The sequence below is a fragment of the Streptomyces sp. NPDC047022 genome, assembly GCF_040644155.1.
Taxonomy (GTDB): domain Bacteria; phylum Actinomycetota; class Actinomycetes; order Streptomycetales; family Streptomycetaceae; genus Streptomyces.
This window is the reverse complement of the sequence record NZ_JBEYVV010000006.1, coordinates 53564-65448: the sequence shown is the minus strand read 5'-3', so window position 1 is coordinate 65448 and position 11885 is coordinate 53564. Positions and strand designations below refer to the sequence as shown.

At 71.9% G+C, this 11885-nt stretch carries 12 protein-coding genes; 3 read left to right on the top strand and 9 right to left on the bottom strand.

Translation table 11 applies throughout. The features are described 5' to 3' along the window. Positions 1-253: 253 nt before the first annotated feature. Together ABZ845_RS09565 and ABZ845_RS09560 are read right to left on the bottom strand one after the other, a co-directional pair. On the bottom strand, positions 254-934 hold the full coding sequence (locus ABZ845_RS09565; RefSeq protein WP_360975365.1) for a ribonuclease H: 681 nt from the start codon (positions 932-934) through the stop codon (positions 254-256). A gap of 57 nt (positions 935-991) precedes the next feature. Then, entirely contained in the window at positions 992-1789 is a 798-nt protein-coding gene (locus tag ABZ845_RS09560; protein ID WP_360975362.1) for a VOC family protein, read from the bottom strand. Positions 1790-1924: 135 nt separating this feature from the next. Between ABZ845_RS09560 and ABZ845_RS09555 the strand changes: the two genes are divergently transcribed. Then, positions 1925-2935, top strand: a complete 1011-nt coding sequence (locus tag ABZ845_RS09555; RefSeq protein ID WP_360975359.1) for a zinc-binding alcohol dehydrogenase family protein — start codon at positions 1925-1927, stop codon at positions 2933-2935. An 18-nt stretch (positions 2936-2953) separates the two neighbouring features. On the opposite strand, the gene ABZ845_RS09550 is transcribed toward ABZ845_RS09555, so the two are convergent. The 4 genes from ABZ845_RS09550 to ABZ845_RS09535 all read right to left on the bottom strand — a co-directional run bounded on the left by ABZ845_RS09550 (position 2954) and on the right by ABZ845_RS09535 (position 6619). Beyond that, positions 2954-3820 carry a Cof-type HAD-IIB family hydrolase gene (locus tag ABZ845_RS09550; RefSeq protein WP_360975356.1) on the bottom strand — a complete coding sequence of 289 codons (867 nt, stop codon included), beginning with the start codon at positions 3818-3820 and terminating at the stop codon, positions 2954-2956. Between the two features lie 354 nt (positions 3821-4174). After that, positions 4175-4606 carry a subtilase-type protease inhibitor gene (locus tag ABZ845_RS09545; protein WP_360975353.1) on the bottom strand — a complete coding sequence of 144 codons (432 nt, stop codon included), beginning with the start codon at positions 4604-4606 and terminating at the stop codon, positions 4175-4177. A gap of 349 nt (positions 4607-4955) precedes the next feature. Next, a complete protein-coding gene (gene grpE, locus ABZ845_RS09540; protein ID WP_360975350.1) occupies positions 4956-5408 on the bottom strand; it encodes a nucleotide exchange factor GrpE in 453 nt (150 codons plus the stop codon). Positions 5409-5497: 89 nt separating this feature from the next. Next, a complete protein-coding gene (locus ABZ845_RS09535; RefSeq protein ID WP_360975347.1) occupies positions 5498-6619 on the bottom strand; it encodes a helix-turn-helix domain-containing protein in 1122 nt (373 codons plus the stop codon). Between the two features lie 161 nt (positions 6620-6780). Between ABZ845_RS09535 and ABZ845_RS09530 the strand changes: the two genes are divergently transcribed. Continuing rightward, a complete protein-coding gene (locus ABZ845_RS09530) occupies positions 6781-7950 on the top strand; it encodes a lactate 2-monooxygenase (RefSeq protein WP_360975344.1) in 1170 nt (389 codons plus the stop codon). Next, positions 7947-8924 (top strand): NAD(P)-dependent oxidoreductase, encoded by a 978-nt coding sequence (locus tag ABZ845_RS09525; RefSeq protein WP_360975341.1) that lies wholly within the window; start codon positions 7947-7949, stop codon positions 8922-8924. Before ABZ845_RS09530 ends, ABZ845_RS09525 begins: the two co-directional genes overlap by 4 nt. Positions 8925-9113: 189 nt before the next feature. Here ABZ845_RS09525 and ABZ845_RS09520 read toward each other — a convergent pair whose 3' ends face one another. The 3 genes from ABZ845_RS09520 to ABZ845_RS09510 form a co-directional block, all read right to left on the bottom strand. Then, the gene (locus ABZ845_RS09520; RefSeq protein WP_360975338.1) at positions 9114-10640 is read right to left on the bottom strand and encodes an RICIN domain-containing protein; all 1527 of its coding nucleotides are present in this window, start codon (positions 10638-10640) and stop codon (positions 9114-9116) included. A gap of 462 nt (positions 10641-11102) precedes the next feature. Then, positions 11103-11483 (bottom strand): toxin Doc, encoded by a 381-nt coding sequence (locus ABZ845_RS09515; RefSeq protein WP_360975335.1) that lies wholly within the window; start codon positions 11481-11483, stop codon positions 11103-11105. Positions 11484-11486: 3 nt separating this feature from the next. Continuing rightward, positions 11487-11732 carry a hypothetical protein gene (locus tag ABZ845_RS09510; RefSeq protein WP_360975332.1) on the bottom strand — a complete coding sequence of 82 codons (246 nt, stop codon included), beginning with the start codon at positions 11730-11732 and terminating at the stop codon, positions 11487-11489. Between the last annotated feature and the right edge of the window lie 153 nt (positions 11733-11885).

Below are 11885 nucleotides of genomic sequence, written 5' to 3'. Positions count from 1 at the left end.
GAAGTCACCTCCCGCACCGCTCACCGCCCCTCTTCCGGTGTACTCCGCCCGGCTGCATACGGCGACTCCACCGCTCTCAGGCCGGGCAAGTGCTCCAGGGGAGCAAGGGGGCGCGGTGATTGTGCGGCACGAGGCGCGGTGGCACGAGGCACGCCCTACAAGGGCGCGGGGCCCCTGGCGCCACGCGGCTGCGCGAAGCGGGCGCGAGAACCACGACGGACCCGCGGACGGTCACGCGCCTCAGGCGCAGTGCTCAGGCCTCGGAGCGGCACTCCGGGTGCCCCCACCCCTGCGCGTTCTTCGCGATGGAGTCACCCGCCGCATAGGAGCGCCCGCACACACACCGTCCGGGGAACTTCGCCTTGAGCGTGCGCGCGGACGCGGACGCCCGCTTACGCGCGGGCTCCGCCCGCCGGGCCGCACCCGGCCCCGCGGGTCCGGGGGACGACGGCGGCGGCTCCGGGGACCCGTACGCGCTGCCCGCCGGCTCCTGCCCTCCGGCCGCCTGGCTGGCGGCGCGGTCCGCGAAGTCGTTCAGGGGGTCGCCGCCGACCTGGTGCGCGGGAACGTAGCGGAACTGGACCTCCCGCCCGTCGAGCAGCTCGTCGATGCGCACCACCAGGTCCTGGTTGGCGACGGGCTTGCCGGCCGCGGTCCGCCAGCCGTTGCGCTTCCAGTTGGGCAGCCAGGTCGTGACCGCCTTCATCGCGTACTGGGAGTCCATCCGGATCTCCAGCGCGACGCCCGGCTCGACCGCGGTCAGCAGGCGCTCCAGCGCGGTGAGTTCCGCGACGTTGTTGGTCGCCGTGCCCAGGGGGCCGGCCTCCCAGCGGCTCGGGACCTCGTCGTCGTCGGCGACGACCCAGGCCCATCCGGCGGGTCCGGGGTTTCCCTTCGAAGCCCCGTCACAGGCGGCCACAACACGTTCAGGCATGCCCCGATCATGCCACGCCGCTGGTGCCCCTCCGGGTCCGGGTGCGGCCCTCAGGATTCATGACACATCGGTTGTTTCCGGCATCCGGCCCTCGGTGGTGGTGACGTCGATGACCGAGAAGTTCGCGCCCTGCGGATCGCTCAGTGCGGCGATCCGGCCGAACGGGCTCCCCATCGGGCCGAACCGCAGAATGCCGCCCCGGCCGGTCGCCCGCTCGACTGCCGCGTCGCAGTCGTCGACGGTGAAGTACACGTTCACGTACGGCGGAACTTCCGGCGAGAAATCGTCCGTCATCTTCATCCGGCCGAGCACGGGTCCCTCGTCGAGTTCGAAGATACGGAAGTCGATCGCGTCGTCCTCGATCTGCTTCGCCCGGTAGGGGAAGACGGCGGGGAAGAACGCGTCGGACTTCTCCGGTGCCCGGGTGAACACCTCGGCCCAGCAGTATGCGCCGGGCACGCCTCTCGCCTCGAAACCCTCGTGGACACCGCCCTGCCACAGACCGAAGAACACGCCGGAGGGGTCACGGACCAGCACCATGGTGCCGAAGTCCCCCACCTGCATCGGCTCCATCAGCACCTCGCCCCCGTGCTCTCTGATCCTGCCCGCGGTCGCGGCGGCGTCGGGCGTGGCGAGGTACAGACACCAGGCGGACTGGCCCTCCTGTCCCGGCATGGGCGGCACGACGGCGGCGACCGCCTTGCCGTCGGCGTACGCCTGTGTGTAGTTGCCGTACTCGGAGGACGACTCGCCGAAGGTCCAGCCGAGGACGTCCCCGTAGAAGCTCTTGGCTCCTTCGAGATCGCTGAACATCGCGTCGGCCCAGCAGGGCGTTCCCTCGGGTTGTACCGCCATGGCGTTCGACCTTCCCCGTGCGGCCTCCTGGATTCCGTTCCTCACGCTAGCCAGGCCCGGGCCGCGCCGCGCGCCGAACCTCCGTCCTGCCCGACACTGGAAAGGGGCAGCCGAGGACGGGACAAGGCACGGGCGATGCGCGCATGGGTGGTGGACCGACCGGGTCCCGTCGAAGAGGAGCCGCTGCGCTGGACGGAGCGTCCCGTCCCGGTGCCGGGGCCCGGCGAACTGCTGGTCCGTGTGCGGGCGTGCGGGGTGTGCCGTACGGATCTGCACGTGGCCGAGGGTGACCTGCCGGTGCGCCGGCCGGGGGTGACGCCAGGGCACGAGGTCGTGGGCGAAGTGGCCGGGGCCGGGGCGGACGTGAGCGGGTGGGCCGACGGCGACCGGGTGGGCGTCGCGTGGCTCCGGCGCACGGACGGCAGCTGCCGCTACTGCTCGCGCGGGGCGGAGAACCTGTGCCCGGCCTCCGAGTACACGGGCTGGGACGCCGATGGCGGGTACGCGGAGTACACCACCGTGCCGGCCGCCTTCGCCTACCGGCTGCCGGCGGATGTGGACGACGTGGCGCTCGCGCCGCTGCTGTGCGCGGGCATCATCGGCTACCGCGCGCTGCTGCGTACCTCACTGCCCCGCGGCGGGCGTCTTGGCCTGTACGGGTTCGGCGGCAGCGCTCATCTGTGCGCGCAGGTCGCGCTGGCGCAGGGGGCCACCGTGCACGTCCTGACCCGGGACGAGGCCTCCCGGAGGCTGGCCCTGGACCTCGGGTGCGCGTCCGCGGGGGGTGCCCGTGACGCGCCACCGGAGCCGCTCGACGGGGCGATCCTGTTCGCGCCGGCCGGGGATCTCGTGCCCGTGGCCCTGCGGGCACTGGACCGCGGCGGGGTGCTCGCGGTCGCGGGGATCCATCTCAGCGACGTACCGGTGCTGCGCTACGAGAGCGAGCTGTTCTACGAGAAGGAGCTGCGCAGCGTCACCTCGAACACACGCCGGGACGGCCGGGAGTTCCTCGAGCTCGCCGCCCGCTACGGCGTACGGGCGACGACGCACCGGTATCCGCTGTCCGAGGCCCGGCGGGCCCTGGGCGATCTGAAGGCGGGGCGCTTCGACGGGGCGGCCGTGCTGGTGAACGATCTCCGCGGCTAGGCCGCGCCGACGTCAGCGTCAGGAAAGCTCCGGAAGGCGCAGCAGGCGCGCGATGGTACGCAGTACCCCGTTGTCCGTGTTGGCGGGCGCCGTGTGGCGGGCCCGCCGCAGCACGTCCGGGTGGGCGTTGGCCATGGCGAAGGACCACTCCGCCGTGTCGAGCATCTCGAGGTCGTTGAGGTAGTCGCCGAACACCATCGTCTGGGCGGGGGTGATGCCCAGCTCCTGCTGGAGCCTGCGGACGGCGGCGCCCTTGTTGGCCGTGGCGTTCATGACGTCCACCCAGTGCTCGCCGGAGACGACCACCTGGTGGGTCGATATGAGCGGCTCGAGCGCGGGGGCGGTGGACCGCTCCACGGGACCGAAGTCGTAGAGGGCCACCTTCAGGAAATCGTCCTCGACCGCGGTCAGGTCCTCGATGGGCCGCAGCAGGGCGTAGTACCGCCGCGCCTCGGCCAGGAAGGCCTCGTCCGAACGCTCGACGTAGGCGGACTTCTTGCCGCACAGGACGGCCCCGACGTCCGATCCCCGGGCCGTGAGCCGTCGCGTGGTCTCGACGACCTGGGCGGCCACCGCCGCGTCCAGGGTGTCGGAGCTGAGCTCCACGCCGTCGCGTACGACGTAGGTGCCGTTCTCGGCGACGAAGACCATCCCGTCGCCCGCCTCGGCGAACTGCCGTGCCAGCGTGGCGTACTGGCGTCCGCTGGCCGGGCTGAACAGCACCCCGCGCTCGCGCAGCCGGTCGAGGAGCGGCCACAGGCCCTCGGGGATCCCTCCGGTGCCGTCCAGGAGTGTGCCGTCCATGTCGGTGACGACGAGCCGGATGTCCTCGGGCTCCGCGGGGCGCTCGGGGGCGGTGAGGAGGGACGGAGGCGTGGAGGTCATGTCGTTGCTTTCTACGGGGGCGGCGTCCTGGTCACACACGGAAGCCGCCCCCACGAGCGTGGAAGCGGCCACGAACCCGAAACCCAGGCAGCCGATGTGCCAGAAGGACCCTACCCGCACGAGTGAGTCCGATGCTCCCGCAAAGCCCGGAGGCAGCTCGGTCGTATACGACAGCGAGGACCGTGCGCCTGGGCGCCGGTCCTCGTCTGCCGTTGTTACCGGGGTCCGGCCGGACGGCCCCACTCCGTCCGGCCGGACCCGTTGCGAGATCACTTGGCGTTCCGCGTCAGGGCTCACGCTCCCCAGCCACAAGCCCTGGTTCCATGTGCACGGTCGCCATGCGATCCGCGTCTATCAGAACGCGAAGACAGCCGTCCCGTAGGAGTTCTTCACGCACTCGTTGGTGAACGTACGCTCGTAGTCGACGCGCTTGCCCTGCCAGACGCCCTGCACGGTGACCACCACAGGGTCATATAGCTTCGTACAAAAGACGCCTGCCCTGGGCGACAGCTGACTCAGGTCGCCGCCCACGGCGCGCAGATCGGCACAGGCGTCGGTGGCGTCCGGGTGGCTGCCGGAGGCGCTCGGGGCGCAGCTCAGCGTGACAGCGCGTTGCGGCGTGGCGACTGCGGCGCTCTGGCCGTGGCCCGTGGTCATGACCAGAGCCGAGGGGGCGTAGAGGGAGGCGGGGGCGTTCGGGGCGGCAAGCGCGGATCCGCTGAGGGGGGCGCAGACGGCGGTGGCCGTCAGGGTGAGAGTGGCTGCCCAGCGCGCGGTGTTCGGCATTGTGTGCATCCTTCCGCTCGTATTCGGAGTGCCGGTCCGGTCCCACGGCGGCGTTGAAGCCGTGAGCCGGTCCGGTCTGGTGCCGGTTCGGCGTGCCGGAGTCTGCCGACTCTGCACACGAAACTCACATCGACCCCCTGTATTTCGGTAACTTTGAGTATTGAAACAGTGGCGTGAAGTTACGGAATTTGAACGCCCCTGCCCTGTAATCGCACGGGTACCGACCGTCAGCGACACCCAGATGGCCGGATTCGCATGCCTCGGCAATCGGCCTGAAACATTCCGCTTTGCGGGCCTGGAACGGGCTTTCCTCGGCTCGCGAAGAAAGTGCAGGGCCGCCGCGAGGCGGTCAGCCCGGGGGCGGCCCGGTGACGGTGACCCGTGCGGCGCGCAGCAGCCGGCCGCCCACCCGGTATCCGGGGCTCAGGATCTCGGTGCATGTCAGGCGGACGGCGGCCGGGGAGACCAGGTGGGTCACGGCCTCGTGCCGCGTGGGGTCGAACGGATCCCCCGGCTGTCCGAACGCTCGCAGCCCCAGGGAGCCCAGCTGAGCCTCGAGGACCTCGGCGACGGCCCGCAGCCCCGGGTCCATGGCCTTCTGCCGTCGGGCCGCTTCGAGGGCGTCCAGCACGGGCAGCAGCGACCGCAGCACGTTCTCCGTGGCGACCTCGCGTACCGCGAGACGGTCGCGGCGGACCTGCTTGCGGTAGTTGTCGTACTCGGCCTTCACCCGCTGCAGATCGGCGGTGCGCTCGTCCAGCAGACGCCGCAGGTCCGCGGTCGGCGGCCGGCTCGGGTTCATGTTGTCGTGCTCCCCGCCCCGGGGGACGGGTATTCCTGCCGCGGTCAGCGGTCCGGCTCGCAGCGGGACCCAAGGCCGGTGGCGCCGTCTCACGCCCCGATCGTCCGGGCGATGTCCAGGGTCAGGCGCTGCCAGGGGTCGCGCGGGTCGCGGGACGTCAGGGCGTGGACGCGGCGCAGGCGATAGCGCAGGGACTGCGGGTGCAGATGGAGTGTGCGCGCGGCTTCGGTCGCCGAGCCCGCGTCGATGTACGCGGTCAGGGCCTGGAGCAGATGGCTCTGCCCGGGCTCGGTCAGCGGGCCGAGGACGAGGCGCGCGATGTGGTCCGGGGTGGCGGCCGGATGTCCGGCGAGCAGGGCGAGGACATGCGCGTCGGCGTCGCCCAGGACACGGCCGGGCCGGTGGGCGTGGCCGGGCGCCGTGTCGAGTGCGTCGGCGGCCAGCCGGTGGGCGATGGCGACGCGGTCCAGGCCCTCCCGCGTGATCGCGCACCCCCGCCAGCCGCGCTCGGCGAGGACGGCGGGCGCCCGGTCGGTGGCCTTCGCGGGCAGCAGCAGGACGGCGCGCGAGCCGCGGACCGTCGACAGGGACGTACCGTCGCCGCCGAGTGCGCCGAGCAGTCCGGCAGCCGCCTCGTACGACATGTCCGAGCCGCCCGCGCCGGCCGGTTCGGCCACGAGCAGGCAGTACGGATCGGGGAGGTGGACGCCGAGCCGGGCCGACCGGTCCGTCAGCGCGCCCCCTGAGGCGTGCCGTCCCGCGATCAGGTCGTCCAGGAGCAGGCGCAGCGCGCGGTCGCGGTCCCCGGCGAGGTCCGCGGACGTCGCGGCGTACGCCGTGGCCATCTCCTCCGACAAGGTGTCCAGCGCGGTCAGCAGCACCCGGGCGAGCGCGAGCCCGTCCGCCGCCGTGAGACCCCTCCCACGGGCGGCGATCTCGTCGGTGAGGACCGTCCCCGCCACCCGGTAGGCGCGCAGCACCGCCTGCACGGGCCGGCCGTCCGCGGCACGCGCCGCCGCGATCCCGCGGAACCGGCGCAGATCGGCGGGTTCCAGCGAGGCGTCGGTGGCCCACAGATGCAGCAGCCGGTCCACGCCCCAGGCCGCGATGGCGCGCACCTCCGGGAGCCGGCGGTCGTCGAGAGCCGCGTACACCGGCACCTGTTCGTGGACGGCGGCCACGACCGCCTCCACCACCCGAGGGTCGGCCACGATCTCGTCCCGGACCCGGCTCCTGGCTTGCGGCGGCTGATTTATCACATAGTGATGATCCCAGCGTCAGAATGTGCGCACCACGGTGGACCGCCCCTTGTCACAGTCGCAAGGATCGTGCCGTACAGCGCGGTCCTGGGGACGAGAGGCGGAACGTACGGATGGCGAAGCACTGGGCGGACTTCCAGTACGAGATCTACCTGAACGGCATGACGGGCGCCGTACCGCGGCTGCCCACCGATCTGACCAGGCTGGAGGAGCTCACCGAGCAGCGGCTCGGGCCCGGGCCGGTCGGCTACGTGGCGGGCAGCGCGGGCGACGGCAGCACCGCGAGGGCGAACCGGGCGGCGCTGGGGCGCCGCCGGATCGTGCCGCGCATGCTGCGGGACGTGCACGAACGTGATCTGTCCGTCGAGGTGCTTGGGCGTTCACTGCCCGCGCCGCTCGCCCTGGCTCCGGTCGGCGTCCTGTCGATCATGCATCCGGACGCGGAGCCGGCGGCCGCACGGGCGGCGGCAACCCAGGGCGTGCCGTACATCCTCTCGTCCGCCTCCAGCACCCCGATGGAGCAGGTGGCCGAGGCCTCGGGCGACGGCGAGCGCTGGTTCCAGCTGTACTGGGCCAAGGACCGCGAGGTCACCCGCAGTTTTCTGACCCGGGCGAAGAACGCCGGGTTCACCGCGCTGATGGTCACCCTCGACACACCGCTGCTGGCCTGGCGGCCCCGCGACCTCGATCAGGCGTATCTGCCGTTCCTGCACGGCGTGGGCACGGCCAACTACTTCTCCGACCCGGCGTTCCAGGCGGGGCTGGCGAAGCCGGTGCACGAGGACCCCGACGCGGCCGTGATGCATTTCGTCGGCATGTTCGCCGATCCTGGAAAGACCTGGCCGGATCTGGCGTTCCTGCGGGAGAACTGGGACGGTCCGATCGTGCTGAAGGGCATCCTGCACCCGGACGACGCGCGCCGGGCCGTCGACGCCGGGATGGACGGTGTGGTGGTCTCCAACCACGGCGGACGGCAGGTCGCCGGGTCCGTGGCGGCCGGTGACGCGCTGCCGCGGGTGGTGGAGGCGGTCGGAGACCGGACCACCGTGCTGTTCGACAGCGGCGTACGCACCGGCGACGACATCTTCAAGGCCCTGGCGCTCGGCGCGCGGGCGGTGCTCGTGGGGCGGCCGTACGCCTACGGGCTCGGGCTCGACGGTCAGGCGGGCGTCGAGCACGTCATCCGCTGCCTGCTCGCCGAGTTCGACCTCACCCTCGCCCTGTCCGGGCACGCCACTCCCGCCACCGTCACGGCCGCCGACCTGATCGAGGAATCCGCATGACCGAAGTCAAGAACGTCCTGGCCGTAGTCTCGCCGCATGTGGGCGGGCGCCAGGCGGGCGCCGCGCTTGCCACCATCTTTCCCGCCGAGGCGCGTGTCACCGTGGTGGAGCGGACCGACGAGGATCCGGCGGCGCTGCGCGAGGCCCATGTCATCGTCACCGGGCTCGGCCCGGTCACGGCCGGACACATCGCCGCCGCGCCCCGGCTGGAGTTCATCCAGTGCGCCAGCCACGGGTTCGACTACGTGGATCTGGAGGCGGCCCGCGCCCGGAACGTGCCCGTGTGCAACATCGGCTCCAGCGGTGCCGAGAAGCAGAATGTGGCCGAGCAGACCTTCGCGCTGATGCTCGCGCTGGCCAAGCAGCTGGTGCCGGCGCACACCGCGCTCGTCGACGCCGACTGGGCGCTGCCGCGGTTGCAGCAGTCCATCACCGAACTGTCCGGCAAGACCCTCGGCATCGTGGGACTCGGCCACATCGGTGAGGAGGTCGCGCGCCGCGCCCTCGCCTTCGACATGACCATCCTGTACGCCGGTCCCAGCCGACTGGACGAGGAGACCGAGGCACGCCTCGGCGGCGCCCGGCATGTCGGACTCGAGGAACTGCTGCGCACGTCCGACTATGTGACCCTGCACGCGCCGCTGACCGACGCGACCCGGCATCTGCTGGACGCGGGGCGGCTCGCGCTGATGAAACCGACCGCGTTCGTGATCAACACGGCGCGGGGCGCCCTGATCGACCAGGACGCGCTCGCGGACGCCCTGGAGAAGGGCACCCTGGCCGGAGCGGGGATCGATGTCTTCGACCCCGAACCGCCCACCGCGGCGCTCCGGCTGCTCAAGGCGCCGAACGTGGTGCTCTCCCCGCACGTCGCCGGCGTCACCCGGGAGACCCTCGTACGCATCGCGCTGGCGGCGGTCCAGAACGCGGCCGACTTCGTGGCCGGAGGTGAGCCGCGGGACGTCGTCTCGTGAACGACGCGGCGCGGCGCCCCGTCGGTGAACGCCGGGGCGCCGCGCCGCCTGGGCGGACGGTGTGGAGCCCCCGCCGGTTTTGTGGCGCCCTGAGGGGGCGCGGGGCCCTGTCGGTATGCGGCTCCGCCGCGCGGGCGCGACCGGCCACGACGGACCCGCGGACGATGAACCGCAATTCGCGCGGAGCGCTCAGGTCTTGGTCGTCTGCCCGTCGGTCGCCCATCGCTGCAGGTCCGAGCCGTCGCGGTTCTTGACGACGACCTCGGCGCCCGCTCCCGAACCGGCGGGAGTGACCGCGAGGCCCTTGCTCCACCGGGGCAGCAGCTCGCCCTGCACGGTGAGGTCGTAGCGGACGTCGTCGACGTGCGCCCCGGTGGCGTCGTCGCACCGGCTGAGGGTGGCGGTCCCGGCCGTGGAGCGGGAGTCGAGGCACAGCCCCAGGTCGGCGACGCTGCGCAGCAGCCCGTCGCTCTCGTACGACCACTGCTGGGTCCACGCCGACGTGCACGCCGCGAGCCGTGTGGAGGCGCCCGGCTTCACCGTGCCGCGGATGTCGAGGCACTGGCCGTCGGCCACATCGCGCAGCCTGGTCTGCTGGGGGACCACGGGCACCCCGGCCGTGCTCGACGGCGGCGGGCCGGTGGGCGGCGCCCCGGGGCCGGGCGTGAGCGACGTTCGGCCGTCGCTCGCGCTGGTGGAGGCGACCGGGTCGGCACCGTCGTGGTCCGACCACATGCCCACGACGAGGAATGTCGCGAGCACCCCTGCCGCCGCGATGCCCACCCCGGTCAGCAGTGCCCGGGTGTTCGACTCCCCCGGCAGGGTGCGCCGGGCGACCCCCGGAACCGGGGACAGCGGCCGGTGGCGCCCGCCGCCGGGGCGCCTGCGCCCGAGGCCCGAACCGCCCCCGCCGCGGTCTGTCCGCGCGGCGCGGCCCGGCCGGGAGTCGAGATAGCGGCGTGCTCCCCAGCCCAGGACCGCTTCGGCCAGCAGCCCGCCGAGTCCGCCTTCGAAATGGCTCAACTGCTCTGCCGCGGAGCGGCAGTAACGACACTCCAGAAGATGCTGTTCGACGTCCGGCAGCAGGGCGCCGCCCCGGCGGATGGGGACGTCGAGGAGCCGGTTGTGGAATCGGCATTCATCGGTCGGCGCGAGTTCCCGGTGGGACCGTACGCAGGCTGCCCGGAACTGTTCGCGCGCCTGTTCCAGTGCCGCCGCCGCGCTCTCGGAGTCCATGCCCAGCAGAACGGCCGGGACCGAGATGTGCTCGGCCTCCACCTCCGTGTGCCACAGCAGGCAGCGGGCGAGTCCGGGCAAGGCCTGGAAGGAGCGTTCGGCGAGTCCGCGGTTCTCTCGCGTCAGGGTTTTCGCGGTGCGCATTCCGCGACCGCCCGCGGGCTTGTCCAGCTCGGGAAGAGCGCCGGATATCGCGTCCTGCGCCGACCATTCCCTGACCGTGTCCCGTACCGCCACGAGCAGCTGGGGCCGCAGGGCCGCCGCGGACCCCGAACGCTGGAGGTGGCCGAGTATGCGGTGGAAGGCGGTGGCGGTGACCATCGAGGCGACGTCGGCTTTGGAGGCGAGGCAGATGACGGCGTAGTCGTGCGCCGACTGCCAGTGTCTGGCCATCAGGAGGGCGACGGGCTGGGTGACCTCTCCGGCGGGACGGCCCCGGAACCGGCCGGCCAGGATTTCGTCGGATTCCCCGGGCGCCATGCCGGGGCGGGGAGGGTAGGACGGACGCGGGGGGTGGGGGGTGTGCACTGAGCGTTTCCTTCCACGGCGCAAGGCGGCACACGGAGTTCTGGTCGCCGAAAGGAGCCGGATCAGTGCGGACCGTTTCGGCGAAGCAGGCGGTGCACGGGAAAGGCCGCGGGTGAAGGCCGCGCCGAGGCGGCTGTCGGAGGATGCGCCTTTTGAGCTCTCCTGTGGCCGTGAATGACGGGCTGCGATTCGGGGCGGCATTGCCCATGCACAGGAAAGTAACCCTTGCACATGTCACTCACTGCCAACAAGGCACATGAACAACATCGGCACCAATGTGAATAACAGTCAGGACTCGGTGTCAACATCGCACATGCGTACCGGATTTCGAAAATCCATGCGTACTATGTGGACGATCCGGAGCTTGCCCCGCCGGCCTCGGCCGCCCCGGCGTCGGTACGTCCGGTCGGAACGTCATATCTGCCAGGACCGCAGCCGGTCGGCGGCGGCGTAGACATCGGCCTTTCCGGAGATGAGGTCGCGGGTGAGGTCGACCAGGGCGCCGTACGGCGGGTCGATACCGGCGCCACTGACGAACATGTAGGCGACCGCCGTGGCGCAGGCGAAGCGCGCGTTGGCCGACGGCAGTGGCTTGAGCAGCGCCAGTGTGTGCAGCAGTGCGGTGGCACGCCAGGCCGGATCGGAGTCGACGCCGAGACGCGGCGGGTCCACGCGGTGACGTGCGACGGCGGCGACCAACGCGGAGAAGTCGTTGATCACGGGCTGCTCCGGCAGCACTTCCTCATGGCGTTGCAGCAGCCAGGGCACGTCGATATGGATGACGGAGGAGGCCATCGCTCAGGCGCCCCGCCCCTCGCTCCCGGTGCCGGGTTCGTCCTCCGGGAAGGCGGCGGCGAACTCCTGCGCATGCGCGGCGAAGAACTGCCGGAATGTCTCGGCGCCTTCCTGCAGCGCCCGGTGCCGCGCGATGTCGGCGGCGGCGGCCTCCCGCACGAGGGCCTTCATCGACGTACCGCGCTCCTTGGCGATCTGCCGCAGGTCCTCCAGTTCCCGGTCGCTGAACTCCACGTTGAGGGCTGGCATGACGCACACGCTACCGCGAGGGTACTCACCGGTAAATACACCCAGGTCAGAACCAGGTGAGAGCGGTACCAGCAGCAGCCGAACGCCGGTGCCTTGCGGTCCTCCCTACCCCACCCGGCCCAGGTACGAAATCCGGCCACGCACTAGGCTGGA